The sequence below is a fragment of the Pseudomonas sp. OTU750018 genome (assembly GCF_011636575.1).
Taxonomy (GTDB): Bacteria; Pseudomonadota; Gammaproteobacteria; order Pseudomonadales; family Pseudomonadaceae; genus Aquipseudomonas; species Aquipseudomonas peli.
On sequence record NZ_JAAPAU010000001.1, the window covers coordinates 703234 to 721081 of the forward strand.

Here is a 17848-nt window from a genome sequence, read left to right on the forward strand (position 1 = left end):
CAAGGTGGGATGAGACTAGAGGCCGGCTTCAGCCAGCCCCAAAGGCGAAGCACATGGCTGTACCTTTTTTATGCACCAATCTTTTGGGCTATTTCGGCAAGTTTGTCGCGCATCGCCTGATCGAGTTCTTCGGGTTTGATATGAGCGATGATCTTCTTCAGCACGCGAACTTCATTGTCATCAATCACTCCGTCGCGCTCGGCAACACCCAACAGAGCACCCAGCTCCTGCACGTCCAGGCGGCCGTCATTGGCAAAGCACTGAATCGAGCGAAACGACATTTCCAGATAATCCCGTGGTTCTGACATAAGGCTTCCTAATTAGAGATAAACGGGTCATTCAAGGAGTTGGCTTTCGCCAACCCCAAGAGAACGTCCAACTTATGGGTAAGACGCTAGTTTCAGCCGTTACCGGCAAGTACTTAGCTCTCGCGGCTATCCACTGCCGCCGGCGTTTTACTTTCGCTGACACGACCATTCAGCAGACGGGCCAACACGTCCTGCACCACCGGGCTCTTGCCGACCACACCTTCGATGGCTTTGCCCACCGACAGCGACTTGGCGAAGGAGTTGAAGAAGTCGCCTTCGCCGCCGACGATCTCGATCTTCGCCTTGGACAGCGCCGCAGAGAGCACTTCGGCCTGATCTTTGGCGATTTCCTTGTTGGCGGCGATGGCAGCCATGGCTTCGTCGAAGTTCGCCTCCAACTGCATGCGGAACTCCTCGTGCTGACGCGCGTTGTCGCTGAGTGCATCGAGAGCACCGAACTTCTTGCCCAGGCCTTCGGCCTCGGCATTCAGACGCTCCAGCAACACATGGGCTTCGGCCATACCCAGATCCTGGGTGGCTTTGGCCTTGGCTGCGCCGAGCTGTTCTTCGCCGCGCGCTTGAGCGCCGAGTTTCTCTTCCAGCACCTTGGCGTCGGCCAGGCCGTCTTTTTCCTTGGCGGCAGCCTTGGCTTCGGTCACCCGCGCCTCGGCCAGGCCTTTCTCCTGGTCACCCTTGGCTTCGGCGATCAGTTGCTCAGCATGCACACGAGCTTCGGCCAGGCCTTCCTTCTCCTTGGCGGCGGCGGTGACTTCACGCACCCGCGCATCGGCCAGACCAGGCGCAGCGCGCTCGGCCTCGATACCTTCGGCCATTTTCTTCTTGGCTTCGGCCTGCTTGGCCGCGGCTTCCAACTCGGCCTGAGCGATGTTGTTGATTTCTACGGCTTTGTGCTGGGAACGGGTTTCGTCGGCTTCGGCCTGCTTGACCTGGCGCACCAGCTCCTGCTCGGCTTCGGCCTGGGCGTTGAGCACCATGACCTGCTTGTTCCGATCCGCTTCGGACACTTCACGCACTTCCTTGATGCGCTCTTCTTCCTGGGCCACGGTCTTCTCGACCGCGACGCGCTCGCGGATCACCCCGGCGATATTCTTGCGCTCGACTTCCAGGGCTTTTTCTTTCTCGATGCGCTGCAGCTCGACTTCGCGTTCGCGGGAGACGATTTCCAGGTCCTTGGCGCGGGTGACTTTTTCAACCTCGATAACCACCGCACGCTGGCGGTTCTGCTGCGCCACCTCAACCTCGCGCTGATGGTTCTCAGCGCGGATATCCAGCTCTTGCTGGGTAGTGATGCGCGCCTGTTCGGCCTTCAAGCGCTCTTCTTCCTTGACCTTGAGGGTCTCGGCTTCTTCGCGGGCACGGATGGTTTCGATCTCGCGCTTCTGCCGCGCCTCGGCATCGGCTTGCTGACGCTCGAGAGCCAGAGTCGCCTCGCGGGTTTCCACGTTCTTCTTCTTGATCGCCAGCTCTTCGTTGCGCTCCAGGTCATTGGTAATGACGTTCTGCGCAGCAGTCAGCTGAGTGATCTTGCGGATACCCTCGGCATCGAGAATATTGCTCGGGTCGAGCGATGCCTTGGAGGTCTGCTCCAGGTAGTCGATGGCCACGTCTTCCAGCACATAGCCGTTGAGATCGTTGCCGATCACCTCAACGATACGATCGCGAAATTCCTGGCGGTTCTCGAACAGCTGAACGAAGTCGAACTGCTTGCCGACGGTTTTCAGCGCTTCGGAGAACTTAGCGTTGAACAACTCGTTGACCGCACTGCGGTCAGAAGCGCGCTCCACCCCGATGGCCTTGGCCACCTTGAGCACGTCCTGCTGGGTTTCATTGACGCGCAAATAGAAGGCCACGGTGATGTCGGCACGCATGTTGTCCTTGCAGATCAACCCGTCCTTGGCGCGACGGTCCACTTCTAGGGTGATCAGGGAGATCTTCATGAACTCCTTGAGGTTGATCACCGGGTACACCAGAGCACCGGTGAAATGCACCTTGGGCGTCGAAGACATGTCGTTGACGATCAACGCGGTACCCTGCGGCACCTTGATATAGAAGGCTTTGAACAGGACGAAAAAGCCAAAAATAACCAGAAAGAACAGACCTAAACCGGTCAGAAAAGGCATTAGCAGCTCGAGGCTCATTACAATCAATCTCCTTTGATAAACGGGCTAGATGCCCTTGAACTCGTCTTCGGTAATCACCCGATAGGCGTGTTCGGCCTCCAGGTACTCCAGCAAAACCACGCGGTCGCCACGTTTGAATCCATGTGCCTCATCGGCACGTACACGCAGAATCAGCCCAGCGCCACCATCCTCAAGCGTCGCCTCACCCTGAGCGGCAGTTACTCGCCCACTGCGCACGATGGCTACCTGCCCGAGCACGGACTTGCTGGTGGTGGTTTCCAGCTTGAGAAACAGCGGACGCAACGGCCGCACCAACAGGCTCACCACGGGCACCACGGCGATCAACGCAGCCGCGATCACCAGCAAACCCAGGGGGTAACGCAAAATGCCCAAAGGCAGAAAGCGCAACAAAAACAGCTCGGCGAAATAGCAGAGGAACCAGGCGAAAAAGAACAATAAGGTGAGAACCAGCGTCACCGGCACGCCGTTCAGGCCCAGCTTGAGTAGCAGGCCGGCCAAGCCTTCAGGTTGCAACGAATGGTTTTCCAGTGCTGAATCGACTTCGATATCCAGCAGATCGACATCGAGAATCCCCATGGCGGCGACCAACCAATACAGAATCGCCACGCAGAGTGCAAAACTGAGCACCACCACGGGGAACGACAGCGCGGTCTGTATGAATAGCTCCATCTTTTTTACATCCTGCTAGTCGAAGAAGCGGGAGCCGCAGCCCCCGCATTGGCCGTTTAGGCTTCTGGTTTGGCCTTACTCTTCAGACGTGCCAGCACGCTGTCAGCACTGGCGTTGTCCGGCACGATGCCGGCAGCACGCAGTTTGACCTCCAAGGCGTCATCCGGCGCGCTGGTTGCGGCCAATTCCGCACTGGCTTCCATCATGGCTGCACGCTCGGCCTGCTTGAGCTTGATGCGCTCCAGCGATTCGACGGCGGTATGCAACTTGGCCTGCGAGCCACCATAGCGCTGCGCCACTGCCATCTGCGCTTTCTGCACGCTTTCCGTGGCCTTGACCGTATCGACCTGCTGCTTCAGGCGTTTGATATGCCCTTCTGCCTGGGTCACGGCTTTGCGCAACTGCGCCACGCTGGCCGCAAAACCATCGGCCTGCTCACGGTCGCTGGCCTGTTCGGCTTCCAGATTGGCGATCTTCTCGGCGACTTCCTTGGCCAGGGTTTCATTACCGGCATCCAGAGCCTTGAGCGCGTACTGCTCGTACTCGGCGATCTTCGCCGTACTTTTGCCCAGTCGATCACTGGCCAGTTTCTGTTTGGCCATGATTTCGGCCAAGGCTTCCTTGGACTTGCGCAGTTCTAGATCGGCATCGCGTATCTCCTGATCGAGAATACGCAGCGCCTGACCGTCAACCACGGCCTCACCCACTTCATTGGCGCCACCACGCAGCGCCGTCAGCAATTTGCTCCAGACGTTCATAGCATCACTCCTTAGCGTCAGCCTTGAGGAAGCCTTCATAGGCTTCGGTCGCCTTGATCACGTTGTCGGCCAGCAATTCAATCTCGAATACCACGTCGGTCAATGTCGACGCTGAGCTCAGCGCACCAAACATGGTGTAGCAAGGCTGACCGTCCGGCAGGGTTTCCAGGCCGATAGAAGACAGCGGAAACAGCTTGTGCGTGCGCAGCACCTGCTCATTGAACGCCGCACTGTCGCGCACATCGGCGGCAGGCCAAAGCAGGCCCTCGACCACGATTTGCTCACCAAATACGGCGATAAACAAAGGCAGGTCGCCATAGTCGTGCATGGTCACGTGCAAGCTGGCATCCGAGCTTTGAATCAGCTCGATGCTCGCCTGCCCGCCCTTGAATAGCTCAGCGGCCGATAGCGCATCGTATAAAGCCTGTGCAGTCCAAACCTGCGGCATGCTCATACCCTCCTCCTTTTCCATTGAAGCCAGCTTTAATGAGTGCGGCTGGCGAAGTTTCCGCTCGAATGCCATAAGCAGCGGGGCATGCTCTGGCAGTATCCAGACCTCTTTTTTTACCAACCCCTGCTCGCGCAGGCGCTGACGAAAAAGACGCTGATAGTGGGCTGATGATTTGCTTTCCATGAACGCAGACTAGCCTCACACATGTAATGAATCAACACATCACATGTAATATTTTAAAGCGCATGTTTATTGATTTTCAGGCGTGCAAAGACGAGCCACTCAAAAGCAGCGCCGCATAAAAAACACAAGGGAAAGTCGCAGGAGGTAAACCATCCAAGGTTAGCAATGCCGAGCATCCATTCGTGACGGCAATTTAACGCCATATCCCCGCCAACTAAACAGCTAAATCTGCCAACCCCATCGCAGCCGCAACGCCTGACAGCGGACATTGAAATATGACGCAGCACTCACAATCGAATAGCCTTGGCCGGCCCACCACCCAACGGAACCTCTTATGAGCACAGCCAACAGCCCCCTCGCCAACCTGAAAGTGATTGAGCTCGGCACCCTGATCGCCGGCCCTTTTGCTTCGCGCATTTGCGCCGAGTTTGGTGCCGAGGTGACCAAGGTGGAATCACCCGATGGCGGTGACCCGCTGCGCAAGTGGCGCAAGCTGTACGAGGGCACGTCGCTGTGGTGGTTTGTGCAGGCGCGCAACAAGCAGTCAATCACCCTCAACCTCAAACACGAGGCCGGACGTGAGGTACTTAAGAAGCTGCTTGCTGAAGCGGATATTCTGATTGAGAACTTTCGCCCCGGCGTGCTGGAGAAACTGGGCCTGGGCTGGGACGTGCTGCATGCACTGAACCCGAAGCTGGTGATGGTGCGCTTGTCCGGCTTCGGTCAAACCGGGCCCATGAAAGATCAACCGGGTTTCGGCGCAGTGGGTGAGTCCATGGGCGGGCTGCGCTACATCACCGGCTTCAAGGACCGCCCGCCAGTGCGCACTGGCATCAGCATTGGTGACTCAATTGCTGCGCTGTGGGGCGTGATCGGCGCATTGATGGCGCTGCGACACCGCGAAGTGAACGGTGGCAGCGGCCAGGTGGTGGACGTGGCGCTGTATGAGGCGATCTTCGCCATGATGGAGTCCATGGTGCCGGAGTTCGATGTGTTCGGTTTTATCCGCGAGCGCACCGGCAACATCATGCCCGGCATCACGCCCTCCTCCATCCATACCAGCAGCGACGGCAAACATATTCAGATAGGCGCCAACGGCGATGCGATCTTCAAGCGCTTTATGCAGGCCATCGGCCGCCAGGACCTGGCAGACGACGTAACGCTGGCCAGCAATGACGGCCGCGATGCGCGACGCGACGAGATTTATGGCGTGATCGACCGCTGGGTCGGCTCGCTGCCGCTTGAGCAGGTGCTGACCACGCTGAACCAAGCCGAAGTGCCGGCCAGCCGCATTTTCAGCGCTGAGGACATGTTCCACGACCCGCAGTTTCTCGCCCGAGAAATGCTCCTGTCAGCCAAGCTGCCAGACGGCAAAGCCTTCAAAATGCCCGGCATCGTACCCAAACTGAGCGACACACCAGGCGAGGTGAACTGGGTCGGCCCGGAACTGGGCGAGCACAATGAACAGGTGCTGAGTCGGTTAGGTTACAGCGGGGAGCAGATTGCGGGTTTACGCCGCGACGGTGTCATCTAATCAGCCATTTCATGAGCACGCAGTTAGAGATGAATGCCATACCTGGCATAGATCGCGTCAATTACACCGCGCCGCTTGAGCGTCAGAATGGCCGCATCAAGCTTATCCAGCCAGTCTTCATGACGCGGCTGAACACGCATGCTGATATCAAAAGAACTCATCACATCGCCAATCTCGAGATCCCGGTACTCAGGGATGTTTGCCAGGCTGTATTGCGCAATCGCCTTATTGACCACAATTTGATCGAAGCGCGATTTGGCTAGCATCTCCAGCAATTGCGCTTCATTCAGTGCATTGCGCCGATCCAGCAGCCCCTCATCAATCAACGTTCGCAGGTCTGGGTAGGCATAGCCACGCACTAACCCAACTGACTTACCGCGCAAATCCTCAGGCCGCGCCACCGGGAAGGCCTTGCCTGGGGCAAATACTATGACATCGACCACTTTGCCAAACGGTACCGAAAATACCCCAGGCGTCGACTGCCCCTGCACCCACCCCGGATAAACACCCGGCTCAATATCCAGTTGCCCGCCATTAAACAACAGGCCAAGGCGCGGATAGGGGTAGTACTGCACGTTGAAGGTATCGCCCGTCAGCTTGCCCAACTCATCGAAAATATCCTGATAGATGCCGGTCTTATCCTGCTCGATCATCATCGGCGGGTAGTTATAAAAACCAACATCAAAACTGGCGGCATGGACACCAGCCAGAAGAGAGAAACCGCACAGCAGCACAACCGCCTTGATCAACCCCTTCACCCGACTACCTCTGCTGTACTGCACACTGCGGCTAAAACAAACCAAACCACCAGGCCACTGCAGCAGCCAGTAAGAGCAAACCCAACAGCCAGAAGATACCGGCATGCCCGCCCAACTGCACCACTGATACACCTGCCATCTGTCGATCCGTTCCGCAGCCCTCGACTAAATCCTTGGCCTCTTTCAAGCCCAGCCCCCTGAGTTCGCGCAGCAGTTTGATCGCCTCGATCTTCTGCCCACGCTCAAGCGCGGCCAGCACCTGCGCGGGTAAATCCTGATCAGACTCAGCCATCGCACACCCCTCTCCGGTAAGTAGCCAGAGCATAGCCACAAAAAAAGCCGGCCCCTTACGGGTACCGGCTTTATTGACCAGCGCCGGGCTTACAGCGGCTTGCCGCGATTACCGTGCTGGGCCACAAAGCCCTGTACGGTTTTCAGGTCATTGGCCAGAACCGTGCAACGCTCTTCACGCTCGAACAGATCCGCCAGGTGCGCCGGCAAGGCAGGCGCCTGACCGACACCAGCCTTCTCAACGGCTTCCGGGAATTTCACCGGGTGCGCGGTACCGAGGATGACCATCGGCGTCGCCAGGCTGCGACGGCACTCACGTGCAGCACGCACGCCAATGGCCGTGTGCGGATCAAGCAGCTCGCCACACTCGTTAAACACCTCGGTGATGGTTTCGCAGGTCTGCGCATCATCCACCGCGAGGGAGTCGAACAGCTTGCGTGCTTCGGTCCAGCGATCCTGATCAACACTGAAACCGCCGCCCTGTTTGAAGTTGGCCATCAACTCGGCGATTGCCGCACCGTTACGGCCGTGCAGGTCAAACAACAGACGCTCGAAGTTCGACGACACCATGATATCCATGGACGGCGACAGGGTCGGATGCAAGGTGTCTTTCACATACTGATTGCCGCTCATAAAGCGGTGCAGGATGTCGTTACGGTTGGTCGCGACGATCAGCTGGCTGATCGGCAGGCCCATGTTGCGCGCCAGGTAGCCGGCGAAGATGTCACCGAAGTTACCAGTCGGTACCGAGAACGCGATGGAACGCGCCGGACCACCGAGCTGCAGGGCTGCGTGGAAGTAGTAAACGATCTGGGCCATGATCCGCGCCCAGTTGATCGAGTTCACCGCGACCAGACGGGTGCCTTTGAGGAAACCCTGATCAGCGAAGCTGTCCTTGACCATTTCCTGGCAGTCATCGAAGTTGCCTTCGATAGCGATGTTATGGATGTTGTCGCCGAGGATGGTGGTCATCTGCCGGCGCTGCACCTCGGATACACGGTTGTACGGGTGCATGATGAAGATGTCGACGTTATCGCAGGCCTTGCAGCCTTCGATGGCCGCCGAGCCGGTATCACCGGAAGTGGCGCCCATGATCACTACGCGCTCATTGCGCTTGGCCAGCACGTAATCAAGCAAACGGCCGAGCAACTGCAGGGCAAAATCCTTGAAGGCCAGGGTCGGACCGTGGAACAGTTCAAGCACCCACTCGTTACCGTTCAGCTGACGCAGCGGCGCGACAGCGCCATGGGCAAACACGCCGTAGGTTTCTTCGAGGATCTTTTTAAAGTCGGCATCCGGAATGCTGCCAGTGACGAACGGGCGCATCACCCGGAAAGCCAGCTCGTGGTAAGGCAGGCCGGCCCAGGAGGCAATTTCTTCCTGGGTGAAACGCGGCAGATTTTCCGGTACGTACAGGCCGCCATCGCTGGCCAGGCCGGCGAGCAGCACATCTTCGAAATTCAGGGCCGGTGCCTGGCCACGGGTACTGATATAGCGCATAGGGGCAAACCTTCGGTTAAATCTTCGAGAGCCACCGCAGCCCGGCTGCGGCGGCCAAAAGCGGATTAGTTCAGCTGCTCGACGCGGATACGCACAACGCTGCCGACCACATCAGTCAAGGCTTCAAGGGCGCTGATCGCCTCATTGATTTGTGCCTCGAGCACGCGATGGGTGACCAGGATCATCGGCACCAGACCGTCCTGCTCCTCGACTTCCTTCTGCATGATCGACTCGATATTGATCCCGCGTGCCGACAGGATGCTCGCCACTTGGGCCAGCACACCCGGATGATCCTTGGCCTGAATGCGCAGGTAATAAGCGCTCTCGCAAGCCTCAATCGGCAGTATCGGGTGATCGGACAGCGAGTCGGGCTGGAAGGCCAAGTGCGGCACGCGGTTGGTTGGATCGGCGGTCAGCGCACGGACTACGTCAACCAGATCAGCGATCACCGAAGACGCAGTCGGTTCCATACCAGCACCCGCGCCGTAGAACAGTGTGCTGCCGGCGGCATCACCATTGACCATTACGGCGTTCATCACGCCGTTGACGTTGGCGATCAGACGATCCGCCGGGATCAATGTCGGGTGTACGCGCAACTCGATACCAGCGTCGGTACGACGGGCAACGCCGAGGTGCTTGATGCGATAGCCCAGCGCTTCGGCGTAGTTCACGTCAGCGGTGGTCAGCTTGGTGATGCCTTCGGTGTAGGCCTTGTCGAACTGCAGCGGGATACCAAAGGCGATGGAAGCCAGGATGGTCAGCTTGTGTGCAGCATCGATGCCTTCAACGTCGAAGGTCGGATCAGCTTCGGCATAACCCAGCGCTTGCGCCTCAGCCAGCACGTCGTCAAAGGTGCGACCCTTCTCGCGCATTTCGCTGAGGATAAAGTTGCCAGTACCGTTGATGATGCCGGCCAGCCAGTTGATACGGTTGGCTGCCAGGCCTTCGCGAATAGCCTTGATCACCGGGATACCACCGGCAACGGCCGCTTCGAACGCGACAATCACGCCCTTTTCACGCGCTTTGGCAAAGATTTCATTGCCGTGCACAGCGATCAGCGCCTTGTTGGCGGTAACCACATGCTTGCCATTTTCGATGGCTTTGAGCACCAGATCCTTGGCCAAGGTATAACCGCCGATCAGCTCGATAACGATATCGATCTCAGGGTTGTTCACCAGCTCAAACACATCGTTGGTGATGCTAATACCGGTCGTGTCGTACTGCGGCTTGGGCGAGCGAATGGCAATTTGGGCAACTTCAATACCGCGCCCTGCGCGCCGGGTAATTTCCTCGGCATTTCGCTTGAGTACATTCAACGTACCGCCACCGACGGTACCCAGCCCACAGATGCCTACTTTCACCGGTTTCACACTGAACTCCCCATCTGCACTGCGTAAAACGGCCGGAGCAAGCCCCGGCCGTAGAAAAGAGCCGCACCATACGAAGCGGCTGTTTATTAGTCAATCAGGCGCATGCCTCAGATCATTTGGATTCCAGGGCAATTTTCGCCAGCTGCGGAGCTGGTTGATAGCCCGGAATGATCTTGCCATTGGCCAGAACGATGGCGGGTGTACCGCTGACCCCGATCATTTGCCCAAGGGCATACTGCTTGGCAACCGGGCTGTCGCACTGAGCATCCGCAACGCCCTGACGGCTCTTCGCACGGTTCATAGCCTCTTGCTGGTCCTTAGCGCACCAGACATTGGACAATTCTTTTGCCGCTTCACTTTCCAAGCCTTGGCGCGGGAAGGCCAGGTAGCGAACTTCAACGCCCAAACGATTGAGCTCAGGCACTTCACTGTGCAGCTTTTGGCAATAGCCGCAATCGGTGTCGGTAAATACGGTGATATGGGTTTTCGGTTGTTTAGGCGCAAACACCACCATTTCCGAAGCAGGGATGGAATCCAGCAGCTTGACCACGCCCTTGCTCTCAGCGGCTTCGGTCAAGTTGACCGGCTTACCGTCCTTAACCTGAAACAGGTAACCCTGCAGCAGAAACTGGCCGTCGGCGCTGGTGTACAGCTGCCGGCCACCGGCCAGCTCGACCTGATAAACGCCGGGCATCGGACTTTCGGCAATTGCCTCAATCGGCAGAGCCGGATCGATAGCTTTGAGGCTGTTGCGAATGGCCTGATCGGCATCGGCGGCAACGCCCACGCTGCTGGCCAGACCCAAGGCAAATGCAACAACAATGCGGTTAAAACGCATACAAACTCCCGGCAGAAGACGACCTAACAATGGATGCACGCAGCCTACCATAGAAGCCCACAGAGGCCGACCATCGCAGGCCGGACGGCGTTCTCAGCCTCGCGGATGGTGCTGCGCATGCAACTCCTGCAGCCGCGCGCGGGCAACATGGGTGTAGATCTGCGTGGTCGACAGATCGCTGTGCCCCAGCAACATCTGCACCACGCGCAAATCGGCGCCGTGATTGAGCAGGTGCGTGGCAAAGGCATGACGCAGCGTATGGGGCGACAGGCTTTTACTGATCCCTGCCACTTTGGCCTGGTGCTTGATGCGGTACCAGAAGGTCTGGCGGGTCATCTGCTCGCCGCGCAGACTGGGAAACAGCACATCGCTGGGTTTGCCATCCAGCAGAAACGGTCGCGCCTCTTTGCTGTAACGCTCGATCCAGGCAATCGCCTCCTCACCCAACGGCACCAGGCGCTCCTTGCTGCCCTTACCAAACACCCGCAACACGCCCTGACGCAGATTGACCTGTTCCAACGTCAAGCCAATCAACTCGCTCACGCGCAAGCCACAGGCATAGAGCACCTCAAGCATCGCGCGGTCGCGCAAACCAATCGGATCATCCAACTCAGGAGCGGCCAATAGAGCCTCGACATCGGCCTCGGACAACGACTTCGGCAGGGGCCGCCCCAGTTGCGGCAACTCCACCTGCAGGGTCGGATCACGGCTGATTGATTGTTCACGCAAGAGAAACCGGTAGAAACCGCGTAACCCCGAGAGCAGGCGCGCGGTAGAGCGCGCCTTGTAGCCCTCATTCAGGCGCCAGGCCAGGTGATCGAGAATCAGCTCACGCCCCGCGTCAGCCAGCTGCACATCACGCGCCTGCAACCAGCCATTGAACAGCGCCAAATCGCTGCGATAGGCGGCGCGTGTATGGACAGACAAGCCCTTTTCGAGCCAGAGCGACTCAAGAAAACGGTCAATCAACGGGTGATCAATAGCAGGCATCAAAAAACCTCAAACGATATCTCCCTAGTGTCCACGAGCGCAGCGCCATGGGCCAGCGTTAAGCACACGCACACAAGACCGCACCGGAAGGTCGATAGAGAACCGACCAGCGGTGGCGAGACCAATGGAAAAAGCCGTCGTCACCCTATCTTTGGGAGGGTGACAGATGCCCATTTGCAGACCATGATTGCATCACGCCACTACAGCACAATGGTGCCCACGCATGTCCAGCCAACAGAACTCACGCCTTGGTCAGGTTCTGATCAACAAAGGACTGATCAACCGCGGCCAGCTGGATGCGGCCATTCAACTGCAACTCACCAACCAGAAACGCCTTGGTGAGACGCTGATCGAGCAAGGCTGGCTAACTGAACGCCAGCTGAAAAAAGCCCTCAGCAAACAGAACAACCTGCGCCTGGCCGCCACTCTGGTCGCCGCCCTGCTCAGCCCCTTCCAGATTGCCAGCGCGGATGCACCACGCAACCTGCCCAGCGCCATCAGCCAGGAAGAAACCCCGCGCGGCCTGCGCCCGCTGAGCGATATGGAAATGAGCAATGTCAGCGCCCAGGGCCTAGACGACGTGCTGCAAGGCCTGTTTCTACAAGCCGGTAGCGGTGACGGTTTGGGCACCGTTGGCCAGTTAAGCAAACTGGTGATGCCGGTACTGAGCAGCCTTGAGGCGGAAACCTCGATGAAGGATGTGCAGTACGACACCAGCAAACTGACCTCTGCGATCAATGCCGATGGCTCAGTCAATGTGCGCCTGCCGAGTTCGATTGGTGAGCTGCGTTTCGACAACATCCGCGTTGCCGGCGCCTCACCAGGTCAAAGCTTCGGCAGCCTGAGCTTGCACGATATCGACCTGTCGCAGGCCTCACTGCGAATCAGCCTGCACAAATAGAACCGACAGCCGACACCAGCTTTCAGACTGGCAACACAGGCACCGGCTTCTTCTGCTCGTCAATCGCGACAAAGCTAAAAACGCCGCTGATTGCCCGCTCGCGGGCATCGTTGCACATGCTTTCGACAAATACCTCGACCTCGACTTTAAGGCTGGTATTGCCGACCTTGATCACTCGCCCAATCAGCTCGACGATCGAGCCGGCGGGAATCGCGTGCTTGAAGTCGATGCGATCAGACGACACCGTCACCAAGGGCAAGCGACAAAAGCGCGTGGCGGCGATAAACGACACTTCATCCATCCAGGCTAGCGCCGTACCGCCAAAAAGCGTGTTGTGATGGTTGGTGGTCGGCGGGAATACCGCCTTTGTCACACGGGTTTCCGATAGCTCGATGCGCCGCAGGATTTCTTGCTCTCTCGGGGTCATACCACTACTACCTGAATCAATCGGATGTGGCTGCAACTGTGCTGCGGGAGGTTCTTATGATTATTTTCACGCTGCCAAATGGGCAGAGCTAAGGCGGGTAAAACTTACCAGTCACCGGCCCAGAAACGAAAAAAGCAGCCCGAAGGCTGCTTTTTTACAAGGAAGCTGAGACTTAGCCCAGTTTTTCCTTGATGCGTGCTGCTTTACCCGACAGGTCACGCAGGTAGTAAAGCTTGGCTTTGCGCACGTCACCGCGACGCTTAACAGCCAGGCTATCAACCAGCGGGCTGTAAGTCTGGAAAGTACGCTCTACACCAACACCGTTGGAGATCTTACGAACAGTGAACGCACTGTTCAGACCACGGTTACGCTTGGCAATAACAACGCCTTCAAACGCCTGCAGACGCTGACGGTCACCTTCTTTCACTTTAACCTGGACAACAATGGTGTCGCCTGGTGCAAAAGTTGGGATCTCTTTGCCCATCTGCTCAGCTTCAAGTTGCTGAATAATCTTGTTGGTCATGCTGCGCTCCTAAGACAGGCCTCGGCCGGTCATCGATACATTAACTATCGTCCCGCTGGCGGACGTATTCCTCCAGCAGCTTTTTCTCTTCTCCAGAAAGCGAGCGGCTTTCCAGAAGATCGGCGCGTCGTTCGTAGGTCCGACCAAGGGACTGCTGCAAACGCCAGCGCCGGATGTGTTCGTGGTTGCCACTAAGCAACACGTCAGGAACACGTTTATCCGCATACACCTCCGGGCGGGTGTAGTGCGGGCAGTCGAGTAAGCCATCCGTAAAGGAGTCTTCTTCGGCCGAATTTGCATGACCCAATGCACCAGGCAAAAGGCGCGTCACCGCATCGATCAGCACCATGGCCGGCAGCTCACCGCCAGACAGGACGTAGTCCCCAATCGACCATTCTTCATCGACATGCGCCTCAATAAAGCGCTCATCAATGCCTTCGTAGCGGCCGGCAATCAGGATCAATGCATCCTCATTTGCCAGTTCGCGTACTGCTGACTGCGTCAGCTGGCGACCTTGCGGCGACAGGTAAATCACCTTGGCCGCACCACCTGCAGCGCGCTTCGCCTCAAGCAAAGCATCTTCAAGCGGCTTGATCTTCATCACCATGCCTGGGCCACCACCAAAAGGCCGATCATCCACGGTGTGGTGACGGTCTGTGGTGTAGCTACGCGGATTCCAGCAGGTCAATTGCAACAAACCCTGCTTCACCGCTCGGCTGGTAATGCCGTATTCACTGATTGCGGCAAACATTTCCGGGAACAGCGTAATGACTTCAACGCGCAGATTTGGCATCAGGCTTAGAAGTCCGCATCCCAGTCGACCCGTATTTCGCCAGCACTTAGGTCAATCGACAGCACGCATTGCTCAATGTAGGGCAACAGGCGCTCACGACCATCCAGGCTGTCGGTGCAGGGTTTGACCACCATCACATCATTGGCACCCGTCTCAAACAGATGATCAATCTTGCCGAGCAATTGCCCTGCTTGATCAATAACCTTAAGACCTTCCAGCTGGTACCAGTAGTAATCACCGTCGGCCAAATCAGGGAATAGGCTGCGCGGAACACAGATCTCATAACCCGCGAGAAGACGTGCTTCATCACGGTCATCAAGACCCTTAAGCTTCGCGACCAGGAATTTATCACTCCCGCGCCCACTGACCAGCTCTACCTGTTTGACACTGCCATCGCGCCTAAGCGTCCAGGTCTTGTACTCCAACAGGTTTGCAACAGGATCAGTAAAGGAATACACCTTCACTTCACCGCGAACGCCATGTACGGAGTAGATCTTGCCGATAACGATCAAGTCATCGGTAGAAGCAGGCGTCGCGTTCATATTGCTTAGGCCGCAGCCTTAGCAGCATCCTTCAACAGCTGAGCAACACGATCAGACGGCTGTGCGCCGACGCTCAGCCAATGAGCCAGGCGATCTTGTTTGACGGACAGACGAACTTCCTGACCGCGAGCAATCGGATTGAAGAACCCGATTTCTTCTTTGTGCGAACCGTCGCGTGGGTTACGGCTGTCGGTCACGTTGATTTTGTAGAACGGGCGCTTTTTGGAGCCGCCAAGGGCAAGACGAATCGTTAGCATGTGAACATAGTTCCTGTAGTCGGTGCTGCAAATCTAAATGCACAGCGGGCATAGGTGCCCGAAAGGCCGCATATTCTAAGGAATATCCGGATTTTTGCAAATGGCTTTTTCAGGCGCATGAGGCCGTGCAAGCAAGATTTGCCAGAGGGCCGCTATCCAAACCGGCCAATCAGCTCCCGCGAAAGGCGGGTTTACTGTAAACACCCGCCAACTCAGCGGGGTTTGCGCCGACATCGCTGCCGCCGCGGATTCCTTACATTTTTGGCAGACCGCCCGGCATCATCCCGCCCATACCACGCATCATCTTGGCCATACCGCCCTTGGCAGTGAATTTCTTCATCATCTTCTGCATCTGCTTGTGCTGTTTGATCAGACGACCAATATCCTGCACCTGGGTGCCAGAACCCATGGCGATGCGGCGCTTGCGAGAACCGCTGATGATTTCCGGATCGCGGCGCTCCTGAGGGGTCATCGAGTTGATGATCGCCTCCATCTGCTTGAACTGCTTCTCGGCAGCGCCCTGGGCGTTGCCCATCTGAGCCAGATTGACGCCGCCCATCTGTGGCAGCTTGTCCATCAGACCGCCAAGGCCACCCATGTTCTTCATTTGCTGCAGCTGATCGCGGAAGTCTTCGAGGTCGAAGCCCTTGCCCTTCTTCAGCTTCTTGGTGAGTTTCTCGGCCTTCTCGCGATCCAGGGTCTGCTCGGCCTGCTCGATCAGGCTAAGTACGTCGCCCATACCAAGAATGCGCGAGGCAATCCGATCCGGATGGAAGGGCTCAAGCGCCTCGGTCTTCTCACCCATACCGATAAACTTGATCGGCTTGCCGGTAATCGCACGCACCGACAATGCCGCACCGCCGCGCGCATCACCGTCGACCTTGGTCAGCACCACACCGGTCAGCGGCAGCGCATCATTAAAGGCTTTGGCGGTGTTGGCGGCGTCCTGACCGGTCATGGCATCGACCACGAACAGAGTCTCGACCGGCTTGATCGCCGCATGCAGCGCCTGGATCTCCGCCATCATCTCGGCATCAATGGCCAGACGACCGGCGGTATCGACGATCACTACATCAATAAACTTGAGTTTGGCTTCCTTAATCGCCGCTTCAGCGATATCCACCGGCTTCTGGCTGAGATCGGAGGGGAAGAAAGTCACGCCAATATCAGTGGCCAGGGTTTCCAGCTGCTTTATCGCCGCCGGACGGTAAACGTCGGCAGACACCACCATCACGGTCTTTTTCTTGCGCTCTTTAAGGAAGCGCGCCAGCTTACCGACAGTGGTGGTCTTACCCGCACCCTGCAGACCTGCCATCAGCACCACGGCTGGCGGTACGGCATTTAGCGCCAGGTCTTCGTTGGCCGCACCCATCAGTTCTTCAAGCTCGGCGCGAACGATCTTCACGAACGCCTGGCCCGGCGTCAGGCTCTTCGACACCTCGGTGCCGACCGCACGATCTTTGACCTTATTAACGAAGTCCTTGACTACCGGCAAGGCAACGTCAGCCTCGAGCAACGCCATGCGCACTTCACGCAAGGTGTCCTTGATGTTGTCTTCGCTCAGCTTGGCTTTGCCGGTGACATTTCGCAGGGTCTGCGAGAGGCGGTCAGTCAGATTTTCGAACATGCGCGTTCCTTTCAGGCTCAGTCGAGCCGAGGGTGGGCTTGCAACAGGTCGCGGATTATAGCGAAGACTGCAATGCACCGACACCGCCAGACGCTTTCGTGGCGCACGGGTTGTATGCCACACTGGCCGCCTTTCGGGTTTGCCTGACAAGGATTTATGCACCCTCTGCTACCCAGCCTCGCCGCTGCCTGCCTCTATGCCGGAGCCGCACTCTATCAAGGCCTGCGCCTGCAACAGCGCAGCACATCCAACAAGCGCCTGCTGGTTGCACTCGGCACACTGGCGTTGCTACTGCACGGCAGCAGCCTGTTTCTGCAGATGTTCGATGCCAGTGGTCTGTCGCTGGACTTCTTCAAGGCCGCCAGCCTGATTGCCGCCGCCGTTATTCTGCTGACGCTACTGGCCTGCATGCGAATCCCGGTGGAAAACCTGCTATTGCTGCTATTCCCCCTGGGCTTTGTCACGGTGCTGCTCGCGCAATTTATGCCCAGCGGCACCACCCAGGCCATTGATGAAGCACCCGGCATCCTGGCGCACATCCTGCTGTCGATCACCGCTTACGGCATGCTGACCATTGCCGTGTTCCAGTCACTGCTGCTGTTGCTGCAGGACCATCAGCTCAAGCACAAGCACCCGTCCGGGCTGATCAAGAACTTCCCACCCCTACAAACCATGGAAAGCCTGCTGTTCGGCTTTCTCTGGGCTGGCTGGGGATTGCTGTCACTCTCTCTGCTGTCTGGCGCGCTGTTTATCAGCGACCTGTTTGCCCAGCACCTAGCGCATAAAACCATCCTCTCGTGCTTTGCCTGGGTGGTGTTTGCCGTGCTGTTGTGGGGCCGCCACCAACTCGGCTGGCGCGGCCACAAAGCCATTCGCTGGACCCTGGCGGGCTTCTGCCTGCTGATGCTGGCCTACTTCGGCAGCAAGCTGGTTCGCGAATTTATCCTGCATATCTGAGACCCCTTC

19 protein-coding genes and 1 pseudogene are annotated in these 17848 nt (G+C 57.7%); 3 read left to right on the forward strand and 17 right to left on the reverse strand.

The features are described 5' to 3' along the window. Positions 1 to 68: 68 nt before the first annotated feature. From HCI85_RS03455 to bacA, 5 genes are all read right to left on the reverse strand, one after another. On the reverse strand, positions 69 to 308 hold the full coding sequence (locus HCI85_RS03455) for a hypothetical protein (RefSeq protein WP_167141952.1): 240 nt from the start codon (positions 306 to 308) through the stop codon (positions 69 to 71). A gap of 113 nt (positions 309 to 421) precedes the next feature. Next, on the reverse strand, positions 422 to 2467 hold the full coding sequence (locus HCI85_RS03460) for a flotillin family protein (protein ID WP_167141955.1): 2046 nt from the start codon (positions 2465 to 2467) through the stop codon (positions 422 to 424). Between the two features lie 27 nt (positions 2468 to 2494). Beyond that, the gene (locus HCI85_RS03465; protein ID WP_167141959.1) at positions 2495 to 3139 is read right to left on the reverse strand and encodes an OB-fold-containig protein; all 645 of its coding nucleotides are present in this window, start codon (positions 3137 to 3139) and stop codon (positions 2495 to 2497) included. Between the two features lie 56 nt (positions 3140 to 3195). Further along, on the reverse strand, positions 3196 to 3897 hold the full coding sequence (locus tag HCI85_RS03470; RefSeq protein ID WP_167141962.1) for a PspA/IM30 family protein: 702 nt from the start codon (positions 3895 to 3897) through the stop codon (positions 3196 to 3198). A 4-nt stretch (positions 3898 to 3901) separates the two neighbouring features. Then, the gene (gene bacA / locus HCI85_RS03475; protein WP_167141965.1) at positions 3902 to 4531 is read right to left on the reverse strand and encodes a biofilm formation regulator BacA; all 630 of its coding nucleotides are present in this window, start codon (positions 4529 to 4531) and stop codon (positions 3902 to 3904) included. Positions 4532 to 4834: 303 nt separating this feature from the next. Here bacA and HCI85_RS03480 point away from each other — a divergent pair. Further along, a pseudogene (locus HCI85_RS03480) lies at positions 4835 to 6065 on the forward strand (CaiB/BaiF CoA transferase family protein). Positions 6066 to 6088: 23 nt separating this feature from the next. On the opposite strand, the gene HCI85_RS03485 reads toward HCI85_RS03480, so the two are convergent. From HCI85_RS03485 to xerD, 6 genes are all read right to left on the reverse strand, one after another. Beyond that, positions 6089 to 6823 carry a substrate-binding periplasmic protein gene (locus HCI85_RS03485; protein ID WP_167141973.1) on the reverse strand — a complete coding sequence of 245 codons (735 nt, stop codon included), beginning with the start codon at positions 6821 to 6823 and terminating at the stop codon, positions 6089 to 6091. Positions 6824 to 6854: 31 nt separating this feature from the next. After that, the gene (locus HCI85_RS03490; protein ID WP_241693726.1) at positions 6855 to 7115 is read right to left on the reverse strand and encodes a ribosomal protein L7/L12; all 261 of its coding nucleotides are present in this window, start codon (positions 7113 to 7115) and stop codon (positions 6855 to 6857) included. Between the two features lie 89 nt (positions 7116 to 7204). Next, the gene (gene thrC / locus HCI85_RS03495; RefSeq protein WP_167141976.1) at positions 7205 to 8614 is read right to left on the reverse strand and encodes a threonine synthase; all 1410 of its coding nucleotides are present in this window, start codon (positions 8612 to 8614) and stop codon (positions 7205 to 7207) included. Between the two features lie 65 nt (positions 8615 to 8679). Further along, on the reverse strand, positions 8680 to 9984 hold the full coding sequence (locus HCI85_RS03500) for a homoserine dehydrogenase (RefSeq protein ID WP_090248560.1): 1305 nt from the start codon (positions 9982 to 9984) through the stop codon (positions 8680 to 8682). Positions 9985 to 10096: 112 nt separating this feature from the next. Beyond that, the gene (dsbC, locus tag HCI85_RS03505; RefSeq protein WP_167141979.1) at positions 10097 to 10822 is read right to left on the reverse strand and encodes a bifunctional protein-disulfide isomerase/oxidoreductase DsbC; all 726 of its coding nucleotides are present in this window, start codon (positions 10820 to 10822) and stop codon (positions 10097 to 10099) included. A 93-nt stretch (positions 10823 to 10915) separates the two neighbouring features. Next, the gene (gene xerD, locus HCI85_RS03510) at positions 10916 to 11812 is read right to left on the reverse strand and encodes a site-specific tyrosine recombinase XerD (RefSeq protein ID WP_167141982.1); all 897 of its coding nucleotides are present in this window, start codon (positions 11810 to 11812) and stop codon (positions 10916 to 10918) included. Between the two features lie 223 nt (positions 11813 to 12035). On the opposite strand from xerD, the gene HCI85_RS03515 reads away from it, so the two are divergent. After that, positions 12036 to 12713 carry a hypothetical protein gene (locus HCI85_RS03515; RefSeq protein WP_167141986.1) on the forward strand — a complete coding sequence of 226 codons (678 nt, stop codon included), beginning with the start codon at positions 12036 to 12038 and terminating at the stop codon, positions 12711 to 12713. A 22-nt stretch (positions 12714 to 12735) separates the two neighbouring features. Here HCI85_RS03515 and HCI85_RS03520 read toward each other — a convergent pair whose 3' ends face one another. The 6 genes from HCI85_RS03520 to ffh all read right to left on the reverse strand — a co-directional run bounded on the left by HCI85_RS03520 (position 12736) and on the right by ffh (position 16882). Continuing rightward, positions 12736 to 13140, reverse strand: coding sequence for an acyl-CoA thioesterase (locus HCI85_RS03520; RefSeq protein ID WP_167141988.1), 405 nt, complete (start codon positions 13138 to 13140; stop codon positions 12736 to 12738). A 172-nt stretch (positions 13141 to 13312) separates the two neighbouring features. Then, on the reverse strand, positions 13313 to 13663 hold the full coding sequence (gene rplS / locus HCI85_RS03525) for a 50S ribosomal protein L19 (protein ID WP_090248568.1): 351 nt from the start codon (positions 13661 to 13663) through the stop codon (positions 13313 to 13315). A gap of 40 nt (positions 13664 to 13703) precedes the next feature. Beyond that, positions 13704 to 14456, reverse strand: a complete 753-nt coding sequence (gene trmD / locus HCI85_RS03530; RefSeq protein WP_090248569.1) for a tRNA (guanosine(37)-N1)-methyltransferase TrmD — start codon at positions 14454 to 14456, stop codon at positions 13704 to 13706. Between the two features lie 5 nt (positions 14457 to 14461). After that, positions 14462 to 14998 (reverse strand): ribosome maturation factor RimM, encoded by a 537-nt coding sequence (rimM, locus tag HCI85_RS03535; RefSeq protein ID WP_167141992.1) that lies wholly within the window; start codon positions 14996 to 14998, stop codon positions 14462 to 14464. 5 nt (positions 14999 to 15003) lie between these two features. Next, positions 15004 to 15255: a 30S ribosomal protein S16 gene (gene rpsP, locus HCI85_RS03540; protein WP_090239277.1), complete on the reverse strand. Its 252-nt coding sequence runs from the start codon at positions 15253 to 15255 to the stop codon at positions 15004 to 15006. Between the two features lie 253 nt (positions 15256 to 15508). Next, on the reverse strand, positions 15509 to 16882 hold the full coding sequence (gene ffh, locus HCI85_RS03545) for a signal recognition particle protein (RefSeq protein ID WP_090248572.1): 1374 nt from the start codon (positions 16880 to 16882) through the stop codon (positions 15509 to 15511). A 156-nt stretch (positions 16883 to 17038) separates the two neighbouring features. Between ffh and HCI85_RS03550 the strand changes: the two genes are divergently transcribed. After that, positions 17039 to 17839 carry a cytochrome C assembly family protein gene (locus HCI85_RS03550; protein ID WP_090248574.1) on the forward strand — a complete coding sequence of 267 codons (801 nt, stop codon included), beginning with the start codon at positions 17039 to 17041 and terminating at the stop codon, positions 17837 to 17839. Positions 17840 to 17848: the final 9 nt, after the last annotated feature.

Coding starts and splice junctions, on each gene's coding strand:
- dsbC (WP_167141979.1), bottom strand. CDS start 10,822: ATGCGTTTTAACCGCATTGTTGTTGCATTTGCCTTGGGTCTGGCCAGC.
- HCI85_RS03490 (WP_241693726.1), bottom strand. CDS start 7,115: ATGGCTGAGTCTGATCAGGATTTACCCGCGCAGGTGCTGGCCGCGCTT.
- xerD (WP_167141982.1), bottom strand. CDS start 11,812: ATGCCTGCTATTGATCACCCGTTGATTGACCGTTTTCTTGAGTCGCTC.
- bacA (WP_167141965.1), bottom strand. CDS start 4,531: ATGGAAAGCAAATCATCAGCCCACTATCAGCGTCTTTTTCGTCAGCGC.
- HCI85_RS03465 (WP_167141959.1), bottom strand. CDS start 3,139: ATGGAGCTATTCATACAGACCGCGCTGTCGTTCCCCGTGGTGGTGCTC.
- rpsP (WP_090239277.1), bottom strand. CDS start 15,255: ATGCTAACGATTCGTCTTGCCCTTGGCGGCTCCAAAAAGCGCCCGTTC.
- HCI85_RS03460 (WP_167141955.1), bottom strand. CDS start 2,467: ATGAGCCTCGAGCTGCTAATGCCTTTTCTGACCGGTTTAGGTCTGTTC.
- rplS (WP_090248568.1), bottom strand. CDS start 13,663: ATGACCAACAAGATTATTCAGCAACTTGAAGCTGAGCAGATGGGCAAA.
- HCI85_RS03520 (WP_167141988.1), bottom strand. CDS start 13,140: ATGACCCCGAGAGAGCAAGAAATCCTGCGGCGCATCGAGCTATCGGAA.
- rimM (WP_167141992.1), bottom strand. CDS start 14,998: ATGAACGCGACGCCTGCTTCTACCGATGACTTGATCGTTATCGGCAAG.
- ffh (WP_090248572.1), bottom strand. CDS start 16,882: ATGTTCGAAAATCTGACTGACCGCCTCTCGCAGACCCTGCGAAATGTC.
- HCI85_RS03470 (WP_167141962.1), bottom strand. CDS start 3,897: ATGAACGTCTGGAGCAAATTGCTGACGGCGCTGCGTGGTGGCGCCAAT.
- HCI85_RS03455 (WP_167141952.1), bottom strand. CDS start 308: ATGTCAGAACCACGGGATTATCTGGAAATGTCGTTTCGCTCGATTCAG.
- HCI85_RS03515 (WP_167141986.1), top strand. CDS start 12,036: ATGTCCAGCCAACAGAACTCACGCCTTGGTCAGGTTCTGATCAACAAA.
- thrC (WP_167141976.1), bottom strand. CDS start 8,614: ATGCGCTATATCAGTACCCGTGGCCAGGCACCGGCCCTGAATTTCGAA.
- HCI85_RS03550 (WP_090248574.1), top strand. CDS start 17,039: ATGCACCCTCTGCTACCCAGCCTCGCCGCTGCCTGCCTCTATGCCGGA.
- trmD (WP_090248569.1), bottom strand. CDS start 14,456: ATGCCAAATCTGCGCGTTGAAGTCATTACGCTGTTCCCGGAAATGTTT.